Raw genomic sequence first — 20,231 nt, 5'->3', positions numbered from 1 at the left:
TCACGCCGCAGCGACTCACTCGGTTCGCACGGCCGCGCCGCATGGCGTCATCGCAGGTCAGCGCGATGGGACGCGCGGCCAATCGGGACTCAGTCGCTGTCGCGTGACGCAGAGTCGCTGTGGCGGAAGACGTCGGCGCTGGCCCCGCAGCTAGGGCAGCTGCGGCAGCGCGGGCGTCCGCAGCCAGGCGTCGAACAGCCCGCCGAGGTCGCGCCCGGTCTCCCGCGCCACGTACGCCTCGAAGTCCTCGGTGGTCGCCGTCCCGTGCCGGTGCGCCTGCGTCCACGAGCGCACGACGGCGAAGAACACCTCCTCGCCGAGGGTGCGCCGCAGCGCGTGCACGGTGAGCGCGCCGCGCTTGTACACGCGGTCGTCGAACATCCGGGCCGCACCCGGGTCGGCGACGAGGAGGTCCTGCGGCTGGGCCTTGACCTTCGCGTAGTAGGCGAGGGCACGCGCGTGGGCGGTCGGACCGCCCGACGCCTCGGACCAGATCCACTCGGCGTAGCAGGCGAACCCCTCGTTGAGCCAGATGTCCTGCCACCGCGCGACGCCGACCGAGTTGCCGAACCACTGGTGGGCGAGCTCGTGTGCGATGAGGCGGTCCGAGCCGCCGTTGCCGTCGGCGTGGTTGGCGCCGAAGGTCGCCATGCCCTGGGCCTCGATCGGGATCTCCAGGACGTCGTCCGTCACGACGACCACGTACTTGGCCAGCGGGTAGGGCCCGAAGGCGTCGACGAACGTCCGCATCATCGAGGGCACCCGCTGCGCGATGTCGTGCCGCACGCGGGAGCGCAGTCGCTGCGGGTAGTAGAGCGACCCCGGCACGCCGTCGAGGTCGAGGTGCTCCTCGTCGTAGCGGCCGATCTGCACGGTGGCGAGATAGGGCGCGGCGGGGATGTCCTGGTAGTAGCGCCAGGTCCGCCGGCCGGCGCGCTCGGTGTGCCCGCCCGGCACACCGTTCGTGACGACCCGGTACTCGCGCTCGCACGACACGGAGATCCGGTAGCGGGACTTCTGCGCCGGGTGATCGTTGCACGGGAACCACGTGGGAGCACCGGTCGGCTGCGAGGCGACGAGGGCGCCGTCGGTGAGCTCCTCCCAGCCGATCCGGCCCCAGCGCGTGCGTCGCGGAACCGGCTTGCCGCCGTAGTCGACCTCGACCGTGAACCGGGTACCGGCCGGGATCGCTTCCGGAAGCACCAGCTTGACCTTGGTCGCCGTCTCGAGGTGCCGCACACGCTTGCCGTTGACCCGGACCTCGCTCGCCTTGAGCCCCACGAGATCGAGCTCGAGCCGCACGAGGTGCTCGGTCGCCACGACCGAGAGCACGGCGACGCCGACGAGCCGGTTCGTCCGGACGCGGTAGTCCAGCTCGAGGTCGTAGAGCTCGACGTGGTAGCCGGGGTTGCCGCTGTCGGGGGCGTACGCGTCGGCGACGATCCCCGCGGGGTGCGAGGCGGGGTCGTGCGGACCGGTGTGGAACTCGTTCTTGCGGGCGACGCGTGACTTCGGCATCGGTACGTCTGGTCCGTTCGGCTGGCGGTCGGGCTGGAGCGGTCAGGAGGTCGGGTGGTGCGGGACTCGCCGAGCCTAAGCGGTGCGTGTGACGGCCGCGTGTCACCAGCCGCGTCGGTGGCCGCCTGACGCAGCCTGACGCAGCCCGACGCAGCCGAGCCCCTCACACCTCCTGGTACGCCCGCACGCGCACCGAGCGCCACGGCCCGATCGGGTTCCCGCTCCATCGGCTCCCGACCGGCACGGTCTCCCCGCGCATGACGAGCGAGGCGGGCCCGACGGTCGCGTGGGCCCCGATCGACGCCGCCGGCAGGATCACGCTGTGCGGCCCGAGCGTCGCGCCCTCGCCGAGCGTCACGGTGTCGACGCTCATGACGCGGTCGTGGAAGAGGTGCGTCTGCACCACGCAGCCGCGGTTCACGGTCGCGCCGTCGCCGAGCACCACGAGGTCCGGCTCGGGGAACCAGTAGGACTCGCACCACACGCCGCGTCCGATCCGCACCCCGAGCGAGCGCAGCCAGAGCGCGAGCGCCGGCGTCCCGCTGGCCGAGTTCGCGAACCACGGCGCGGCGAGCATCTCGGTGAACGTGTCGGCCACCTCGGTACGCCAGACGAACGAGGACCACAGCGGGTGCTCACCGGACCGGATCGGGCCGACGAGGAGCCACTTCGCCGCCGTCGTGACGAGCGCGGCTACCACGGCCGCGAGCGTGAGGACCACGCCCGAGGCCAGGGCGGCCCACCAGAACCCCCACCAGCCGGACAGCGCGGCGAGGGTCAGCAGCACCGCGAGGCCCAGCCCGCACGTGAGCAGGACCGGGACGACGCGGCACGCCTCCCACAGCGCACGCCGCACGCGCAGCGAGGGGTCGGGGGCGTACGTGAGGCGCTCGTCGACGGCGGCTGCCACCCGGCGCAACCGGACCGGCGGCGACCCGAGCCACGACGAGCCCGCCTTGGCCTTCGCGGGCGCGATCGACAGCACGGCAACCAGGCCGTCCTTCGGCACCGTGTGGCCCGCACCCGCCATCCCGGAGTTGCCGAGGAACGCGCGCTTGCCGATCCGCGCGGGGGCGATGCGCAGCCAGCCGCGGCGCAGCTCGTAGGAGGCGACCATGGTGTCGTCGGCGAGGAACGCGCCGTCGGCGACGGTGGTCATCGAGGGGATGAGCAGCACGGTCGACGCCTCGACGTGTCGGCCCACCTTGGCGCCGAGCAGGCGCAGCCACAGGGGCGTCGCGAGGCTGGAGTAGATCGGGAACAGGATCGTGCGCGCGAGGTCGAGCAGCCGCTCGGTCGTCCACGCCTGCCAGGCGACGCGCGAGTGCACCGGGTGGTCGCCCGCCACCAGCCCGATCGCGAGCAGTCGCACCGCCCCGACGACGAGCACCGCGAACACCGCGCCCGCGAGCAGCGTGGCGGGCACGAGCCACCGCACGGCGGCGACGGCGAGCTCGCCCCACGTCTGCGCCTCCCGCGCGCCGTGGACGACGAGGAGTCCCCCCGAGCCGAGCGAGACCAGCGGCAGGAGCGCGAGCCCGACGGCGGACACCGCGTACGCCCAGCGCCAGCCCTGGTGCGAGGGCGGGGAGTGCCGCGGCCAGTCGTCGCCGGTGTCGGCGAGCCGCATCGCGGGCGACCCGCCCCACGTCGTCCCCGCGCGCACCTTGCCGAAGACGGCCGACCCGGGCGCCACGTGGGCGCCCTTGCCGATCCGGGCGCCGGGCGCGAGCGTGCTGCGGGCGCCGACGGTCGCGCCGCGGCCCACCTCGATGCTCCCGATCCGGACGGTCTCGCCGTCGACCCAGTAGCCGGCGAGGTCGACCTCGGGCTCGATCGACGCGCCGTCGCCCACCTCGAGCATGCCCGTGACCGGCGGAAGCGTGTGCAGCACGACGTGCCTGCCGACCTTCGCGCCCAACGCTCGCGCGTACATCACCACCCAGGGCGCGCCGGCGAGGCTCACGGCGTCGACCTGGTGGGCGATCTGCTCGGCGAGCCAGAGCCGCATGTGCACCTGCCCCCCGCGTGGGTGGTCCCCCGCACGCACCCCGGCGAGCAGCAGCCGCGCCGACACCGCGGCCACCGCCATCCGGCCCCACGGCGTGCCGAGCACGAGCAGCGCGGGCACGAGCACCCACCACGACGTGACCGGCAGCAGGTCGGGGCCCAGCGCGTCCGGCCCGGCGAGCACCACGAGGTTGCTCGCGAGCAGGACCCACATGAGCCACCGCACGCCCTGGAGCACGAGCAGCGGGACGGCCGTCAGCGTCTGCAGGACCTGGGTGCGCCGCGGCGTGGGCGCGGGCCGGGTGAACGAGGCGGGCTCGCCGTCGTGCTCCGCGTCGAGCTCGCCGACCATGGCGGCCATCGCGCCGAACCGCGGCCGGTCGTACAGGTCGGCCACGGTGACCTCGGGCAGCCGGGTGCGCAGGCGCGAGACGAGCTGCGCCGCCGCGAGCGAGCCGCCGCCGAGGTCGAAGAAGTCGGCGTCCACGCTCGGCACGGGCAGGCCGAGCACCGCCTCCCACTGCTCGGCGAGCCACGCGTGCTCCGCGGGCACACCTGCGGCGCCGCCCTCTGCGCCGGCGCCGACGCCGGGCAGCGGCCAGGGCAGCGCGTCCTTGTCGACCTTGCCGGAGGTGCGCGTCGGGAGATCGGGAACGACGGCGAGCAGCGGCACGAGCGCGGAGGGGAGCTCCGCGGCAAGCGCGGCCCGCGCGGCCTGCCGCTCGAACGCGTCGGTGACGGCGAGGTAGCCCACGAGCAGCGGGGTCCCGGCCGCCGAGCGCCGCACGGCCGCGGCGGCGCCCGTCACCCCGGGCAGACGCTGAAGCGCGTTCTCGACCTCACCGAGCTCGATGCGCCGACCGCCGATCTTCACCTGATCGTCGGCGCGGCCGACGAAGAGCAGCCCCTCGGGCTCGTAACGCACGAGGTCGCCCGAGCGGTAGGCGCGCTCCCAGCCCAGCGCCGGCAGCGGCGCGTACTTCTCGGCGTCCTTCGCGGGGTCGAGGTAGCGCGCGAGCCCGACGCCGCCGATCACCAGCTCGCCGACCTCGCCGTCGCCGACGAGCGCGCCCTCGCGGTTCACGACGGCGAGCGACCAGCCCGCGAGCGGCAGCCCGATCCGTACGGGGCCGGCTCCGTCGAGCGGCGCGGCGCACGCGACGACGGTCGCCTCGGTGGGCCCGTAGGTGTTCCAGACCTCACGGCCCTCCCCGACCAGACGCGCGGCGAGCTCGGGCGGGCACGCCTCGCCGCCGAAGATGAGCAGGCGCACGTTCTCGATGGACTCGGCGGGCCACAGCGCCGCGAGGGTGGGCACCGTGGAGACGGCGGTGATGCCGCGCCGCTCGAGCCACGGCCCGAGGTCCTCGCCGGACCGGACGAGCGCGCGCGGGGCGGGCACGAGGCACGCGCCGCTGCGCCACGCGAGCCACATCTCCTCGCAGCTCGCGTCGAACGCCACCGAGAGACCGGCCAGCACCCGGTCGCCCGGTCCGAGCGGGTCGCCCGCGAGGAAGAGGTCGGCCTCGGCGTCCACGAACGCGGCCGCGCTGCGGTGGCTCACCGCGACGCCCTTGGGCGTGCCGGTCGAGCCGGAGGTGAAGATGATCCACGCGTCGTCGTCGACGGTGGGCTCGCCGTCGTCCGCGCGCGCTGCGTGCTGGATCGCGCCCGCGCTCGTCCCCGCGACGGCGCCGGTCAGCGCGTGCGTGCCGCGCACCAGGCGCAGGGTGCCGGGCCGCTCGACGACGCCCACGACGTCGGCCTCGCGGAACACGAGCGTCGCGCGCTCCTCCGGGTCGTCGGCGTCGACGGGCACGTAGGCCGCACCCGCCGCGATCACGGCGAGGATCTCGACGTACAGCGAACGGTCCCCCGAGGGCAGCCGGACACCGACGCGGTCGCCGCGCCGCACCCCCGCCGCGCGCAGCTCCTGCGCCCGGGCGAGCACGACGTCGAGCAGCTCGGTGTAGGTGAGATAGGAGGCGCGCGCATCCTCGGTGGCCGGCTCGCCGACCTCGCCCGACATCCCCGGCGGGAGCACGGCCGGGACGCCGTCCGGGCCGGTACGGCCCGCGGCAGCGCCACTCCCGGCGCCGACGAACCCCCCGCCGTCGTCGAGTGCGGGGGCGTCGGGGTGCTCCGCCGCGGTCGCGCGGAGCACGTCGAGCAGGGTTCGCGGGGCGGGCGCGAGCGGTGTCGCGTCGAGCAGCGCCGTTCCGGCCGTGGCCGGGGGTTCCTGGGTCACCGTTCTCCTCGTGTCGGGGCGATTGTGCCGGAGCCAGGTGAACGAACGGCGTCGCGACCGGCCGTCGGACCGCACGCGGCGCGACGCCCCGGCCGGTCGTCGGTACCCTCGCTGTCCATGGCGCTCCCTCCGGCGACGACCTACGGACCCGACCTGCTCGGCGGCGACTTCCGCAGCGCGAGCCTCCCCCTGCGCCCCGACGCCCGCGGCGCACAGGACCTCGAGGCGACCCTCGTCCGGCTCGGCGACCCCACGCACCGCCGCGCCGTGCTGTACGTGCACGGGTTCTCGGACTACTTCTTCCAGGCCGAGCACGCCCGACGGATCGCCGAGGGCGGCGCGCTGGACTTCTACGCGCTCGACCTGCGCCGGTACGGCCGGTCGCTGCGCCCGGGCCATTTGCCCGGCGACGTGCGCGACCTCGCCGAGTACGACGAGGAGCTGCTCGCCGCCCTCGCCGTGATCCGCGCGGAGGGGCACGAGCAGGTGGTCCTCCTCGGGCACTCCACCGGCGGCCTCGTGACGTCCCTGTTCGTCCAGCGGAACGCGGGCGCCGTCGACGCGCTCGTCCTCAACAGCCCCTGGTTCGACGTCAACGACACCGCGCTGCGCCGCCTCACGAGCACGCCGCTGGCCGCCGCGGTCTCCAGCCGAGCACCCGAGCGGGTCGTCGCCAGCCTCGGCAGCGACTACGGCCGGTCGATCCACGCGAGCACGGGCGGGGCGTGGGACTTCGACCTCACGCTCAAGCCCGTCGAGGGGTTCCCCGTGCGGGCCGGCTGGCTCCTCGCGATCCGCCGCGCCCACCACGAGGTCGCGCGCGGACTCCGCCTCGACCTCCCGGTGCTCCTGTGCACGTCGAGCCGCAGCGGCGGCGTCGCCGGGCGACGGCCGAGCCCCGCGGAGCTGCGCTCCACGGACACGGTGCTCGACGTGCGCCACATGTGGCGCGTGGTGCCGCACCTCGCTCGCGACGTCACGCTGCGCACGGTGCCGGGCGGCCTGCACGACCTCGCCCTCTCCGCACCCCGACCCCGTGCCGAGTACGAGGACACCGTGCTGCGCTGGATCGCGTCGCGCCTCGACGACGGTCCGGGCACCACGTGAGCGACCCCGTGGTCCCGCCGCGGCCGGACGCTCGCCAGGTTCCAGCGCCCGACGGCGAGCCCGCCCCTCCCGTCGTCCCACCTCGGCCGGACGCCCCACACAGCACCGCGCCCGACGGCGAGCCCGCCCCTCCCGTCGTCCCACCTCGGCCGGACGCCCCGCACAGCACCGCGCCCGACGGCGAGCCCGACGCCTCGGACCTCGGGCCCGGGCCCGCCGCGCCCCCGCGCGGAGCAGTCGCGACCGCCGCCGCGGAGGCGCGCGCGCTCGTCTCGACGGCCGGCCGGATCCTGCTGCACTACGGACTGCCCCTGCTCGCCGTCGCGACCGTGGGGCTCGCGCTGCGCGAGCGGATCGCGATCTACCTCGCGCCGACCCTCGCGGGCGTGGACGCCGTGCTGGGCATCCTCGTCTTCGCGCTCGCCCCGGCCGTCGCGTTCGGCACGGTCGCCGCGATGCTGCTGCTGGTGGGCCGACGGGCCGACCGCACGGCGTCCGCGGGCGGCCTCGGTGTGCTCGGCAGCGCCCTCCTCATCTACCTGCTCATCTACGAGCAGGACGGTTCGCTGCGTGCGCAGCGACTGGAGTACCTCGACCAGGCGTTCAGCACGGCCCTGTGGAGCCTGGACGACCCCGGTGACGCCGGTGACAGAATCCCGGACAGTCTGTCGGTCACGGTCCTGGTGATCGTGGCCGTCGCGTTCCTGCTCCGGGTCGGCGGTGCGTGGCTGCTCGATCGCTGGAAGAACGCGCGCGAGTCGAGCGGGCAGCCGGCCGGGCTCCCGGCCCGCGTGCTGGCCGGCGTGCTGCGGGTCCTCGTGGCGTACGCCGAGATCGTCTGGATCGTGCTCGCCGTCGTCTCGCTCTCGGCGATCCAGGACGAGTTCGGCACCTGGTGGTCCGAGCGCGCCGTCGTGCACGCCGTGTCGGCGTGGTGGACCGGGCTGGGCCTGCCCGACGTCACGGGTGTGGTCGGCGCGCTCGCCACCGCGGGCGGGGTGCTCGTCGGCGCCGTCGTCGCCGGGCTGGTCGTGCCCCTCGTGTGGCTCGCGCTCGCCGCGATCGTCTACGGCTCCCGCTTCGGCGACGTCGCCGGCGTCGCCGAGCGCGCCGCGCGACTGACGTCCGCCGCGCAGCAGCGCGTCACGAGCGTGGTCCGCCTGCGCCGCGGTACCGGACGCGGCACGGACCTCGCGCGTCTGGAGCGCTCATGGGCCCGCTTGACCGAGCCCGAGGGCCGCTGGGACGCGCTCGGCGGAGCGGGCGGACTCGTCCTCGCCCTCGGACCTGTCCCGGTGCTCGTGTACTGCGTCGCGTTCCTGCTGGTGCAGCAGGTCCAGTACCCGATCTGGTGGCTCGCGGAGCTCCTGCCGCTGACACGCCGCTCCGACTGGGGGCCGGTCTCGGTGCTGGTCGAGGCGTGCATCACGGTCGTGACCCTGACGCTCACGGTGGCGGTCGTCGCCGCGGCGGCGGACCGAGCCCTTCGGCTCGCGGGGCTCGGGACGGCGCTCCAGCGAGGCCTCACCCAGGGGCGGCCACCGAGCCTCGGCCAGACGCTCGAGAACGCGCAGGTCGAGGTCGTCCAGCCGATCGGTGTCCCGCCGGCTCAGCTCTCCGGGACGGGGAACGACCAGTAGGGGTTCGAGGGATACCGCGGGACCACGTCGACCGTGACCGGACGCACGCCGTCAGCCATCACGACGATCTGCTCGAACGAACCCAGCTCGCTCGGCAGGTACATGAGGGAACCCTCGGAGGTGAGTCCCGAGGGGAGGTAGGACGGCTGGGAGTAGGCGTTGCCGTCGTCGGCGTGCACGAGGAGGTCGGCCGAGCCGCTGATCTCGCCCTCGGGGTAGGACCCGTCGTCCTCCTCGGGTGGCAGACCGACGATGGCGATCGTGACGATCCACGCGGTGAAGCCGTCCGGGACCGTCCACTCGTCGTAGGGGCCGACCACCGTCTGGGCGGGCGCCACCGAGTCCAGCCGCAGGCCGAACGACCCGATCCAGCCGACGCCGTCGTCGCCGATCGGCGTGCGACGCACGCCGTTGGTGTTGAGCCAGCTCTCCACCGGCGTCCAGGCGATGCTCACCGCGCCCGCGACGATGCCGAGGATCGACAGGAAAGCGACGAGCGCGGTGCGGCCGCGGCCAGGGGAACGCCGCGCCGCAGCCCCCGGCGGGGTCAGGGTCTCGGTCACTCCTCCTCCTCGAGGACCCACTGCGGCTCGATCACGTCGACCGGGCCGTCCTCGCGGACGATGTCGGCGTCGGTCACGGGCACCACCGCCACCTCGAGCGGCAGGCCCGTGGTCGGACTCTCCGGCATGACGACGACGAGGCCGTCGCCGACGGCGTCGGCCGGCAGCTCGAGCACGACCTCCGTGAACCACCACTGGCCCACCTGCGCGTCGAGGATCCAGGGCGTCGGCTGACGGTCGTCGGGGTAGAAGACGCGCCCGTCGGCGGCCTGGAACGCGACCCTCTTCATCCCGACGGGTCGGCTGACCCCCTGGTACGCCACTCGCACGAGCAGGAACGTGCCCGGCGTGGTGAGCTCGGTCGTCGTGTCGAAGTCGTTCGTGACGCGCACGACGTCCGCCTGGTGCGGTGCGCCGACCACGATGCGGGCGCCGGCGGCGTCGACCGGCTCGTCGAGGACGCCGGGCACCTCCCGGGTGCCGACCGCGTCCGGCCGGTTGCCCTGGAACCAGCCGAGGCCGAGCACGAGCGCCGCCAGCACGGCGACGACGGCGACCCTCGCCCCGGCGGGACGGCGCGAGCTGGCGCCGGGCTGGGACTCGGGCTGGGCCTCGGGCTGGGTCGCGGTGGTCATCCGTCGCTCCCGGCTGCGTCGTCCGCGTCGGTGCCGGCGTCGTCGCCGGCGAGCTCGCGCGCCAGGGCCGCGGTCATCGTCTCCGCCACGGCGTCGTCGCGTGGCAGCGCCACGGTGCCGACCGCCTGCACGGGCCACCAGCCCTCCTCGCCGTTGAGCGCGTGCGGGTGGTAGTCGTACTCGACGAGCACCAGCTCGAGCGGGTCGTCCCCGCTCGGCGGCTGCGCGCCGTCGAGCATCTCGTAGAGCACGACGACGTCGAGCGTGACGTCGGGCGCGAGCGTCCAGGTCGCGTCCAGCTCGCCGGACCGGTGCGTCTCGCCCGTGGCGGTGTCGACCGCGACGCCGGGCAGCTCGAACATCGACAGGGGCAGGCTGGCCGTGTACCCGCCGGTGTTCGTCACCGTGAGGCCGAGCGCGAGCATCGGCGTCACCTCGTCCGGATCCCAGGTGTCGACGTGCTCGTAGACCGTCCAGCCCGTCGCCGCGATCCGGAACTGGCCGAGGTCGACCTCCTCGCCCGGTGCGACCTCGGGCAGCCCCTCGGGCGCGACCCGGCGCCAGCCGCCGAGCAGGCCGATCACGAGAACCACGAGCACGACGGCGGCGATCGTGACCCACGTCCAGCGCGACCGCAGCACGCGCCGCACGAGCGAGCGCACGCCGTCGGGCGCGGGTTCGACCGGCGGCAACGGCGCGGGCGCCTCGGGCAGGGTGACGTGGGACATCGCAGCGAAGCCTAACGGCGGCGCATCGAGCGAGCTCGGCGCGCCGCCGAAGACGGGGGCGCGCCACCCTTCCGGGTGAGGTATGGTTTCCGCCAGCTGGCCCGTCGACCGCCCCCTGCCGACGGGCCAGCCCTTCTTTGCCCGGACGCCGCAGCCCGAGCCGGTCACCCCGCCTGTGCGGTGGACACCTCGTAGCCGGCCGGCTCGGTCACCATCTCCCCACGCCCGTGCGTCATGGCGCGCAGGTCGAGCAGGTAGCGGTCGAGCTCGCTCGCAGGCACCCGCGCCGTGACCACGACGTCCCCGCCGTCCTCGCTCATCGACGTGCCGGTCACCTGGCCGCGGCGCGCCGCGATGTCGCCCATCACGTCGCCCTGCACGTCCAGCGGCGCACGCACGGTGAGCGCGACCATCGGCTCGAGCAGCACGCTGCCGCCCTGCTCGAGCGCCGCACGCACCCCGCTCGCCGCCGCGGTGCGAAACGCCATCTCGGAGGAGTCCACCGAGTGCGCCTTGCCGTCCAGCAGCTCGACCTGGAGGTCGACCACGCGGTGGCCGCGCGGACCGCCGCCGGCCATCGCGTCCTGCACGCCACGCTCGACGGCCGGGATGAACTGCCGGGGCACGGACCCACCGACCACCCGGTCGACGAACCGCAGACCCTCGCCGCGGGCGAGCGGCGAGACGCGCAGCTGGACGACGGCGAACTGCCCGTGGCCGCCGGACTGCTTCTTCAGCCGCCCCTCGACCTCGACCTCACGCGCGATGGTCTCCGTGTAGGCCACCTGGACCGGCTCGGTGCGCACCTGCACGCCGAGCAGGCGCGCCATCCGCTCGACCGCCACGGCCACGTGCTGGTCGCCGAGCCCGCGCAGCACCGTCTGCCCGTCGGGGCGGTCGACGACGAGCGTCGGGTCCGCCGCGACGAGCCGCGCCAGCGCGGTCGGCAGGCGCTCCTCGTCGCCCGGCCGCTCGGGCACGAGCGCGACGGCGTAGCCCGGTGTGGGCGGCGTCGGCAGCAGGGGCCGGGCGGTGCCGGGGTTGGCCGCCAGCAGGCTGCCGGTCGGGGAGTCGGTGAGCTTGGCGACCCCGACGATCTGCCCGGCCACGACGGCGTCGGTCGGCAGGTGCTCGGCCCCGCGCAGGCGGAAGGGCGCGTGCACGCGCTCGGTCGCCCCGGTCGCGGCGTTGACGAGGTGCGCGCTCCCCCGCACCGACCCCGAGAGCACCTTGACGAACGAGACGAGCCCGACGAACGGGTCCGTGAGGGTGCGGAAGACCTGGAGCACGAGCTCGCCGTCGGGGTCCGCGACGACCTCCTGCAGCACGGCGTCCTCGCCGCGGCCGAGCACGACCCGTGCGGGCCGGTCGGCCGGGCTGGGTGCGAGCTCGCAGACGTAGGCGAGCAGCTCGGCCACCCCCACCCCGGTCTGCGCCGAGACGAGCAGCACCGGGAGCGCCTCCCGTGCGGCGACCTCGCGGCGCAGCGTCGCCTCGAGCTCGGCGGCCGCGGGCTCGTCGCCGTCGAGGTAGCGCTCGAGCTGCGCGTCGTCGTGGGACACGATCTCCTCGGCGACCTCCTCGTGCAGGGCGCGCTCCTCCTGCTCCACGTCGGCCGGGACGGCCACGGTGTGGTGACCTGCGCCGTCGTACTCCACGCCGGTGTCGGTGAGGACGTCCGCGAGGCCGTGCAGCGCGGACTCCTCCCCCAGCGGCAGCTCGAGCGGCACCACGGCCATCCCGCTGCCGGCCGCGAGCTCGCGCAGCTGCACGAGCACGGTGTGGAAGTCGGCCCGCTGCTTGTCCTCCTTCGTGATCACCGCGATCACGGGCAGGTCCAGCTCCGCCGCCCGCCGCCATGCGGCGAGGGTGCCCGGCTGCACGCCGTCGACGGCGGACACGGCCAGCAGCGCGAGGTCGGCGACGGCGAGCGCGGCGTCGGCCGCACCCGCGAAGTCCGGGCTGCCGGGCGTGTCCAGCAGGGTGACGTGGTGCGGCTCGCCCCCGGGCGGGGTCCACGCGAGATCGGCGACGGCGAGGGTCACCGAGGAGCCGCGCGCGATCTCCTCCGCGTCGTGGTCGCAGACGGTGGTGCCGTCCTCGACCCGACCCGCTCTCGTGCGGGCGCCCGAGGCGACGAGCATCGCCTCGGCCAGCGTGGTGGTGCCGCTCCCTGCGTGCCCCACGAGGGCGACGTTGCGGACACGGTCTGTTCTGACGGGCATCGTTGCCTCGCTCATGGCGACCTCCGGGGATCCGAGTGCGACCCAGGCTAGGTGGCACGCACCACATTCGGGAGGGGACCTTCGGCCCCCTCACCGGCCGCATCCTGCGTGAGCGCTCCCAACCTCGGTGTGAACATCCTGTGGGTTCAACCGTCCGGGGTGATCGACGGGTGCGGCGGCGGGTCGCGACCTGTCAGACTCGACGCATGGACGTCGAGCTGTTCATCCTCGGCCTGACCGTGCTCACGGCGCTGGCCTTCGACTTCACCAACGGGTTCCACGACACCGGCAACGCGATGGCCACCTCCATCGCCACCGGGGCGCTGCGCCCGAAGGTAGCCGTCGGCCTCTCCGCGGTGCTGAACCTCGTCGGCGCGTTCCTCTCGGTGGAGGTCGCGCTCACGATCACCAAGGACGTCCTGACGATCCAGGGCGACGACGGCTCGCTGGTGGCGGGCCTGAGCTCGGAGACCGCGGTGATGATCATCTTCGCCGGCCTGGTGGGCGGCATCCTGTGGAACCTCACGACGTGGCTGCTCGGCCTGCCGTCGTCCTCGTCCCACGCCCTCTTCGGCGGCCTCATCGGGTCCGGCATCGTGGCGCTCGGCATGAGCGGCGTGAACTGGGCCGGCGTGACGGCCAAGATCATCCTGCCGGCGTTCCTCGCGCCGGTGATCGCGTGCGTCGTCGCCGCGGTCGGCACACGGCTCGTCTACCTCATCACGTCCTCGGTGGCCGCCGCGCGCAAGGAGCAGGGCTTCCGCTGGGGCCAGATCGGCACCGCCTCGCTCGTCTCGCTCGCCCACGGCACGGGCGACGCGCAGAAGACGATGGGCGTGATCGCGCTCGCGCTCATCGCGCACGGCACGCTCACCACGACGGGCATCGAGCAGAACGGCCTGCCGGTCTGGATCATCGTCACCTGCGCGCTGGCGATCGCGGCCGGCACGTACCTCGGGGGCTGGCGGATCATCCGCACCCTCGGCAAGGGCCTCGTCGAGCTCGAGTCACCGCAGGGCATGGCCGCCGAGGCCTCCTCCGCGGCGATCATCCTCACCTCCAGCCACTTCGGCATGGCGCTGTCCACCACGCACGTGGCGACCGGCTCGATCCTCGGCACCGGCGTGGGCCGCAAGGGCGCCTCGGTGCGCTGGCGCGTCGCCGGCCGGATGGCCGTGGCCTGGCTCATCACGCTGCCCGCCGCCGCGTTCGTCGGCGCGGTCTGCTTCCTCATCGCGAACGCGCTGCCGCACCTCGCGGGCGGCCTCGTGGTCTTCGGCATCCTCGTCACCGGCGCGGTGTGGATGTGGCTGCGCAGCCGCCGTCAGGCGGTCACGGCGAGCAACGTCAACGAGGAGTGGGCCAGCGACGAGGTCGCCGCCGACTCCCCCACCCCGTCCCCGGTCGCCTGAGCTCAGGGAGAGCCGCCATGAACGTCGCAGACACCGCCCTCGCCGTCCTGCGGGTGCTCGCCGCCGGACTGGTGTTCGGCGCCGGCCTCCCGGCGCTCTTCTCCTTCGGCATCGTGCTGTGGTCCCGCGGCACCGACGAGGCCCTCGCCGACGGCTCCGTGCGCCACGGCAGCTCCGGCGCCCGTGCCGGGGCGATGGCGGTGTTCGCCGTCGTGATCGTGGCCGTGCTGATCGGCGTCCTGTGGATCACGCGCAAGAGCCTGGACCACTACCTCGGCATCTCGCTCTTCTAGACCGCAGCTCGCCCTCGGCAAGGACGCCCCATGAACACGCCAGACCCGCTCCGCTCCGTCCTGCGCTGGCTCATGGCCGGGTATCCCGACGGCGTCCCGCCGAAGGACTACTCGCCGGTGCTCGCCCTGCTGCGGCGCGAGCAGCTCACGACGGCGGAGATCGCCTCGATCGTCGAGGACCTGCAGCGCGCGCACCCGGCGGACTCGCCGGTCCCGGCCCACGAGCCGCTCCCGCGCGCGGAGCTCGTCACGCTCATCGAGGCCCGCCTGCTCGAGGAGCCGAGCGAGGACGAGGTCGCCCGGGTCGCGGCCATCCTGGCCAGGCACGGCTGGCCGTCGACCGTGGCGCCCGCCGAGGGCGACGCGCCCGCGCAGGCAGCGGACGGCGCTGCACCGGCCGAGGTCGCGCAGGACTCCGAGCCGTCCGGCGCCGCCTCGACGGCCTCACCGCAGGTCGTGGCTGCCTCGAGCGCGCCCTCGGGGTCGGCCTCGGGCGCGGCCCCGGGCGCGGGCGACTGGCCCGGCGCCCCGGCGTAGGCCGCACCCCGCCGCCCGGACGACCGGCGGCAATGGTCCGTTGACGTGACCCCGAACCCGCCGGGCAACACTCCGTTGACGCCCCACCCTGGCCTACCAGCACTTCTCCCGGTACCCTGGACATCCTGACCCACCCACAGGAGACCTCAGGGAGGACCGATGAGCTTCACTGACAGCACGCGCTCGGTGCTCGCGTGGCTTCGCGCGGAGGGCGCAGGGGGATGCGCCAGTCACGACCTGCCGGTCGTCGTCCAGGCGCTCGAGAGGACCCGGCTGACCGACGGCGAGATCGCCCTCGTCGTGCGCGAGCTGAGCCCCGGCGACTCGCACACCTGCACCCGCGTCGACGCGGCGGTCGCGATCACGCACCTGATCGACGCACTGCCCCACCCGGACGACCTCGCTCGCGTCTCGTACGAGGTCGCCGCGCTCGGCCACCCGCTCTCGGACGCCGCCTGACGGCACCCGAGCAGCCACAGCACGACCCACAGCACTAGTCAGGGCCCCCGGTACACCAGTACCGGGGGCCCTGACTCATTGCAGCCCCCCGACTGACATCCCCCACCAGGGTCGGAGCGAGCGGCCGTGCCTGCCGGACTGAGTGGCGGGACGAGCGGCGAAGCCGCGAGGCACGGTGCGCGCGGCGGCGAAGCCGTCAAGCCGTAGCGGAGCGAGCGAGGAACGAGCGAGCGTGAGCGAGGCGAGCCGCCGCGCCCACCGGGCCTCGCGGCCCCGGGCCCAGAGCCCCGGGCCCGCGCGCACCGGGCCTCACGCCCCCGGCCTCGATCGGGCTTCAAGACACCGACGCACCGAACCCGGACCGAGCCCGCACCCGCCACACCACGAGCACGACCGCCCCGATCGCGAGCGTCCCGAGGATCGTGACGATCCGCCAGACGATGGTCGCCGCGACGAGCGAGGGTTCCACGAGCACGCCCGCGGTGAGCGTCCAGGCGGCGATGAGGATCGCCTCGATGACGCCGAACCCGAACAGCGGCAGCGTGGTGAGCGGGTAGGTCAGCAGCACCATCCCGAGGATCTCGGTCACGGGAAGCGTGTCGGGCCCCACCCCCACCGAGCGCAGGGCGAGCAGCAGGATGGTCGCGTCAGCGAGGGTCATCCCGACGAGCGCCACGAGCGAGGGCGCGAGGCCGCGGCGCAGGCTGTCGGCCGCCTGGTGGCGCAGCTCGACGGCCCGGTCGCCGATCGCATCGGGGTCGGTGCTCCGACGGAACGTCCGCAGCAGCCGGCCGGCCCAGTACCCCGCCCGACGCGCGAGCGACTGCGAGGACAGGATCGCGACGAGCATCCCGAGGATGGCCGCGGCCACGAGCAGGCTGGCCAGCGCCAGCACGTACTGGCGCTGCGAGAGCTCGTACCCGGTGAGCAGCAGCAGGCCGAGACCGGGCACCAGGAACCGCACGGCGTAGAACTTGAACGAGTTGAGCGTCACGCCGGTCATCCCGCGCACGGGGTCCAGCCCCCAGGACCGGAACATCGCGATCCGCAGCACGATGTCGCCCGGCGGCGGCGCGAAGGTCGCCACGACGTTCGCGGCGAGGTCGTTCTGCACCGAGCGGCCCCAGCTGAGCCCGGGGACGTAGTAGACGAGCGGGACGGCGTTGAGCACCTGCCGCACGAGCAGCATCGCGAGGAGCGGCAGAGCCATCCACGGTTCGACGCGGCCGAGCGCGTTGCCCACCGCGGTCCAGTCGATGCGTCCGATGAGGCGGTCCAGGGCGACCCAGGCGAACACCGCCACGACCAGCCAGATCGCGGCGCGCAGGACGCGACGCCGAACAGAGGGGGTGCTGGTCGTCGTCGCCGGCGGGGGCAGCACGGGTGCGGTGTCGCTCACGCCCGCAATCCTCCCACCGCGACGTCGGCTGCGGGCCGCTGTGCTCGCCGGTCAGGGCGAGGGCCGCCGTCGTGTCGGCGAGGGCGCCCGCCGCGGACGTGCCGTCGATCAGCGCCATGAGATCGCCTCCGAAGGGAGGTTGTCGCCGGACGTGTGGCCTGCCTACGGTGGAACGGCCGGCGGCGCCCGTGCGCGGACCACCCGAGCACCCTCGTGCGGGACGCCGCCGCACACGGCTGCGACGCAGCGCCGCAGCGCCGCAGCCGCTGACCGCCGTTACTCACCCGCGGAGCGCACGCGCTCCGCACTCTGGAGGAACCGTGTCCGACACCCCCGACCGACCCACCCACGTCTCCGCACAGCAGCAGGAGTGGCCCGGCCGCACCGACGAGATGGACCCGGTGCCCGACCACGGCGAGACGTCGTGGACCCCGCGCGAGCGCCTCGTCGGCAAGCGCGCCCTCATCACGGGCGGCGACTCCGGCATCGGCCGCGCCGTCGCGCTCACCTTCGCCAAGGAGGGCGCCGACGTCGCCATCGCCTACCTGCCCGACGAGCAGCACGACGCCGAGCAGGTCGCCTCCGCGGTCGAGGCGGAGGGCCGCCGGTGCCTCCTCCTGCCCACCGACCAGCGGACCGAGGAGGCGAACCAGCGCCTCGTCGAGCTCGCCGTCGAGGGCCTGGGCGGGCTCGACGTCGTGGTCTCCAACGCGGCGTTTCAGAACGGCACGCCGGGCGGGATCGAGAACTTCTCGACGCCGCAGCTCGAGCAGGTCTACGAGACGAACGTGTTCGCGACGTTCTGGCTCGTCAAGGCGGCCGTCTCACACCTCGACGCCGGCGCGAGCATCATCATCACGACGTCGATCCAGGCGTACGAGCCGAGCGGACCGCTGCTGGACTACGCCTCGACCAAGGCCGCGCTCAACAACCTCATGGTCAACCTCGCGACCGAGCTCGGCCCGAAGGGCGTCCGCGTGAACGCCGTCGCGCCCGGGCCGATCTGGACCCCGCTCATCCCCTCCACGTTCGGAGAGGAGAAGGTCGACGGGTTCGGCGAGGACACGCCGCTCGGCCGCCCGGGTCAGCCGGTCGAGGTGGCCGCCGCGTACGTGTTCCTCGCCTCGGACGAGGCGTCGTACGTCAGCGGCACCGTGCTCGGAGTCACCGGGGGCCGGGCCGTGTTCTGACAGGCGCCGTGGATCGGCACTGCCGATCGGTGCTCCCGATCAGCGCTGCCGGGCGTCGCTGGGCACTCAGCCCAGCACGTCCGGCAGCGCGCGTGTCTGGCCCAGCACGTGCTCGGCGAGGAACGCCTCGACCACCTCGTACCAGACCTTCGCGTGCTGCGGGGTGAGGATCCAGTGGTTCTCGTCCGGGAAGTAGAGGAACCGGTGCGGCGTGGTCCCGTCGGGACCCGCCGGCAGGCCGGAGGACGCCAGCAGCTCGTACCAGAGCCGCAGCCCCTCGCCGATCGGCACCCGGTAGTCCTTGTCGCCGTGGATCACGAGCATCGGCGTGCGGATGTCGGCAACGAACCGGTGCGGTGAGTTCTTCTCGGCCATCTCCGGCGTCATCTCGCCCAGCCAGTAGAACGCCGCGTCGGTGGTCGGCCCGAACTGGTCGAGCGCCCACAGGCTCGCGTGCGTGACGATCGCGGCGAACCGGTCGGTGTGCCCGGCGACCCAGTTGGCCATGTAGCCGCCGAACGAGCCGCCCATCGCCGCGGTCCGGGTCTCGTCGACGTCGGCCCGCCGCTCCACGGCGTCCGTGATCGCCATGAGGTCGGTGTACGGCGCCTCGCCCCACGCACCCCAGCCGCGCTGGACGAAGTCACGGCCGTACCCGGTGGACAGCGCCGGGTCCGGCAGCAGCACCGCGTACCCCTGCGCGACGAGCAGCCACGGGTTCCACCGCCAGCTCCAGGCGTTCCACGAGCCGAGCGGTCCGCCGTGGATCCACAGCAGCAAGGGCGCAGGCGCGTCCGACGAGGCGCTCTCGGGCAGCGCGAGGTACCCGCGGACCGTCACCTCGGTCCCGGCTGGATCGGTCGGGTCACTCACGGTGGTCGCGACGTCCTCGAGCCGCCCCGGCAGCGTCGGCCGCTCGACGGGGCCGCGCAGCGGCGTCACCGCAGCGTCGGCCTCCGCGTCGGCACCGCCGTCGGAGCCGTTCCCGACGGAGCCGAGGTCGACCCGGACCACCTCGGCGGGGAAGCGGTAGGAGGCCCGCAGCGCGAGGGCGGCCTCGCCGTCGGGCGTCACGACGACCGAGGAGTAGGCGCCCTCACCCGTCAGGCGCACCACGTCCGCCGCGCTCGCGCCCTCGCGGAGCGGGACGCGGAACAGCGGCGCGTGGCCGGTCTCGTCCGCGACGACGAGCAGCGCCGAGGAGTCCGGCAGCCACGCCGCCGGGGTGGCCCAGCGATCCCAGTCCGGCACGAGCGTGCGGCCGCCGGTCCCGTTCTCGCCGTCGCTGGCGACGACCCGCAGCGTGACGCGCGGCGCCTCGGTGGGCGTGGTCCGCGTGTCGTGCACGTAGGCGACCCACGCGCCGTCGGGGCTGATCAGCGGGTGCCCGGCGTCGCCGCCGCCCACGCCGTCGTCCACCAGCACCGTGCGCTCGCCGGTGGCGACGTCGATCCGGACGAGGGTCGAGCGCGACGCACCGCGCTCCTCGGGCACCGTCCACTGCGCGACGGCGAAGCTCCCGTCCGCGGCGAGGTCGACGTCCCCGAGGGCGCGGCCCGCGTCGGGCGTGAGGTCGCGGGTGCCCCGCTCGTCGTCCGGGCCTGGGACGGTGACGTCCGCGGGGGCCGGCGCCTCGCCGTCGGGCGCGGGCTGCTCGCCCTTCGGCGGGAGCGGGGCGCCCTCGACGGCGAAGAGGCGCGGCGCGCCGGGGCCGAGGTCGTGGTCCCAGTAGCGGACCGGGTAGCCGCTGTGCAGGATCGCGGCGACCTTGGCGTCCTTGCGACTCGTGCGCAGGTCGCGCTCGCTCGCCTCGTCGGTGGCGCTCGGAAGGGTGTCCGCGACGGCGAGCACGGTCTCCGCGGCGCTGGCCGCGAGCACGCCGGAGACGCCGGCCGGGCGCCGCACGAGCACGTGGGCCTCGCCCCCGCCCGCCGGCAGGCGCCACACGCACGCCTTGGCGTCGGCCTCGCTCGTGCCCGGCTCGGCGCGGCGCGCGACGAACAGCAGGTCGCCCGTGGCCGTGAAGGCCGCGCCGCTCTCGCCCTTCGCGCCGCGCGTGAGGCGCCGGGCGGGCTGCTCGCCGTCGAGCGCGATCTCCCACAGGGAGGTCACGTAGCCGGTGCGCTTCGCGTCGAGCGCCTGCTGGGTCGCCACGAGGCGGGACCCGTCGGGCGCGAGCGCGAGCGAGGTGAGGCGGGGGATCGCGATGTAGTCGTCGAGGTCGTGGAAGGGCGTCGCCATGCCTCCCGGTCTACCACGGCGGACCG

The 20,231-nt window shown here is 74.5% G+C and carries 15 protein-coding genes; 7 read left to right on the top strand and 8 right to left on the bottom strand.

The window, feature by feature from the left end; genetic code table 11:
• Positions 1–150: 150 nt before the first annotated feature.
• Together FH969_RS04045 and FH969_RS04040 are read right to left on the bottom strand one after the other, a co-directional pair.
• Positions 151–1,518 carry a M1 family metallopeptidase gene (locus FH969_RS04045; protein WP_108718437.1) on the bottom strand — a complete coding sequence of 456 codons (1,368 nt, stop codon included), beginning with the start codon at positions 1,516–1,518 and terminating at the stop codon, positions 151–153.
• A 163-nt stretch (positions 1,519–1,681) separates the two neighbouring features.
• Positions 1,682–5,776, bottom strand: coding sequence for a Pls/PosA family non-ribosomal peptide synthetase (locus FH969_RS04040; RefSeq protein WP_234417875.1), 4,095 nt, complete (start codon positions 5,774–5,776; stop codon positions 1,682–1,684).
• Between the two features lie 117 nt (positions 5,777–5,893).
• Here FH969_RS04040 and FH969_RS04035 point away from each other — a divergent pair, with 117 nt between their 5' ends.
• On the top strand, positions 5,894–6,883 hold the full coding sequence (locus FH969_RS04035) for an alpha/beta hydrolase (protein ID WP_139986230.1): 990 nt from the start codon (positions 5,894–5,896) through the stop codon (positions 6,881–6,883).
• Positions 6,880–8,523 (top strand): hypothetical protein, encoded by a 1,644-nt coding sequence (locus FH969_RS04030; protein WP_180359658.1) that lies wholly within the window; start codon positions 6,880–6,882, stop codon positions 8,521–8,523. Before FH969_RS04035 ends, FH969_RS04030 begins: the two co-directional genes overlap by 4 nt.
• On the opposite strand, the gene FH969_RS04025 is transcribed toward FH969_RS04030, so the two are convergent.
• From FH969_RS04025 to FH969_RS04010, 4 genes are all read right to left on the bottom strand, one after another.
• A complete protein-coding gene (locus tag FH969_RS04025) occupies positions 8,493–9,086 on the bottom strand; it encodes a hypothetical protein (RefSeq protein WP_139986228.1) in 594 nt (197 codons plus the stop codon). The genes FH969_RS04030 and FH969_RS04025 overlap by 31 nt on opposite strands.
• Complete coding sequence (locus tag FH969_RS04020) at positions 9,083–9,721, bottom strand: hypothetical protein (protein ID WP_108718441.1); 639 nt, start codon at positions 9,719–9,721, stop codon at positions 9,083–9,085. Before FH969_RS04020 ends, FH969_RS04025 begins: the two co-directional genes overlap by 4 nt.
• Positions 9,718–10,449, bottom strand: coding sequence for a hypothetical protein (locus tag FH969_RS04015; RefSeq protein ID WP_139986227.1), 732 nt, complete (start codon positions 10,447–10,449; stop codon positions 9,718–9,720). Before FH969_RS04015 ends, FH969_RS04020 begins: the two co-directional genes overlap by 4 nt.
• A 164-nt stretch (positions 10,450–10,613) precedes the next feature.
• Complete coding sequence (locus FH969_RS04010; protein WP_139986226.1) at positions 10,614–12,689, bottom strand: elongation factor G; 2,076 nt, start codon at positions 12,687–12,689, stop codon at positions 10,614–10,616.
• A gap of 191 nt (positions 12,690–12,880) precedes the next feature.
• On the opposite strand from FH969_RS04010, the gene FH969_RS04005 reads away from it, so the two are divergent.
• From FH969_RS04005 to FH969_RS03990, 4 genes are all read left to right on the top strand, one after another.
• Entirely contained in the window at positions 12,881–14,086 is a 1,206-nt protein-coding gene (locus tag FH969_RS04005) for an inorganic phosphate transporter (protein WP_108718444.1), read from the top strand.
• Positions 14,087–14,103: 17 nt separating this feature from the next.
• Entirely contained in the window at positions 14,104–14,379 is a 276-nt protein-coding gene (locus tag FH969_RS04000; RefSeq protein ID WP_108718445.1) for a hypothetical protein, read from the top strand.
• 30 nt (positions 14,380–14,409) lie between these two features.
• On the top strand, positions 14,410–14,916 hold the full coding sequence (locus FH969_RS15930) for a DUF3349 domain-containing protein (protein ID WP_139986225.1): 507 nt from the start codon (positions 14,410–14,412) through the stop codon (positions 14,914–14,916).
• Positions 14,917–15,075: 159 nt separating this feature from the next.
• Positions 15,076–15,375, top strand: a complete 300-nt coding sequence (locus FH969_RS03990) for a DUF3349 domain-containing protein (RefSeq protein ID WP_108718447.1) — start codon at positions 15,076–15,078, stop codon at positions 15,373–15,375.
• A gap of 334 nt (positions 15,376–15,709) precedes the next feature.
• On the opposite strand, the gene FH969_RS03985 is transcribed toward FH969_RS03990, so the two are convergent.
• Positions 15,710–16,774, bottom strand: a complete 1,065-nt coding sequence (locus FH969_RS03985) for a lysylphosphatidylglycerol synthase domain-containing protein (RefSeq protein ID WP_159096431.1) — start codon at positions 16,772–16,774, stop codon at positions 15,710–15,712.
• 392 nt (positions 16,775–17,166) lie between these two features.
• Between FH969_RS03985 and FH969_RS03980 the strand changes: the two genes are divergently transcribed.
• Positions 17,167–17,964: an SDR family oxidoreductase gene (locus FH969_RS03980; protein WP_108720060.1), complete on the top strand. Its 798-nt coding sequence runs from the start codon at positions 17,167–17,169 to the stop codon at positions 17,962–17,964.
• Positions 17,965–18,030: 66 nt separating this feature from the next.
• On the opposite strand, the gene FH969_RS03975 is transcribed toward FH969_RS03980, so the two are convergent.
• Positions 18,031–20,205, bottom strand: a complete 2,175-nt coding sequence (locus tag FH969_RS03975; protein ID WP_139986224.1) for a S9 family peptidase — start codon at positions 20,203–20,205, stop codon at positions 18,031–18,033.
• Between the last annotated feature and the right edge of the window lie 26 nt (positions 20,206–20,231).

This window comes from Miniimonas arenae, assembly GCF_006351005.1.
GTDB classification, from domain to species: domain Bacteria; phylum Actinomycetota; class Actinomycetes; order Actinomycetales; family Beutenbergiaceae; genus Miniimonas; species Miniimonas arenae.
Note: the sequence above shows the minus strand (reverse complement) of the source record. Positions and strands in the feature narration are given on the sequence as shown.

Excerpts from the sequence above, each read along its gene's own strand:
- FH969_RS04045 (WP_108718437.1), bottom strand. The coding sequence starts at position 1,518 with ATGCCGAAGTCACGCGTCGCCCGCAAGAACGAGTTCCACACCGGTCCG.
- FH969_RS04035 (WP_139986230.1), top strand. The coding sequence starts at position 5,894 with ATGGCGCTCCCTCCGGCGACGACCTACGGACCCGACCTGCTCGGCGGC.
- FH969_RS04020 (WP_108718441.1), bottom strand. The coding sequence starts at position 9,721 with ATGACCACCGCGACCCAGCCCGAGGCCCAGCCCGAGTCCCAGCCCGGC.
- FH969_RS04015 (WP_139986227.1), bottom strand. The coding sequence starts at position 10,449 with ATGTCCCACGTCACCCTGCCCGAGGCGCCCGCGCCGTTGCCGCCGGTC.
- FH969_RS04010 (WP_139986226.1), bottom strand. The coding sequence starts at position 12,689 with ATGAGCGAGGCAACGATGCCCGTCAGAACAGACCGTGTCCGCAACGTC.
- FH969_RS04005 (WP_108718444.1), top strand. The coding sequence starts at position 12,881 with ATGGACGTCGAGCTGTTCATCCTCGGCCTGACCGTGCTCACGGCGCTG.
- FH969_RS04000 (WP_108718445.1), top strand. The coding sequence starts at position 14,104 with ATGAACGTCGCAGACACCGCCCTCGCCGTCCTGCGGGTGCTCGCCGCC.
- FH969_RS15930 (WP_139986225.1), top strand. The coding sequence starts at position 14,410 with ATGAACACGCCAGACCCGCTCCGCTCCGTCCTGCGCTGGCTCATGGCC.
- FH969_RS03990 (WP_108718447.1), top strand. The coding sequence starts at position 15,076 with ATGAGCTTCACTGACAGCACGCGCTCGGTGCTCGCGTGGCTTCGCGCG.
- FH969_RS03980 (WP_108720060.1), top strand. The coding sequence starts at position 17,167 with ATGGACCCGGTGCCCGACCACGGCGAGACGTCGTGGACCCCGCGCGAG.
- FH969_RS03975 (WP_139986224.1), bottom strand. The coding sequence starts at position 20,205 with ATGGCGACGCCCTTCCACGACCTCGACGACTACATCGCGATCCCCCGC.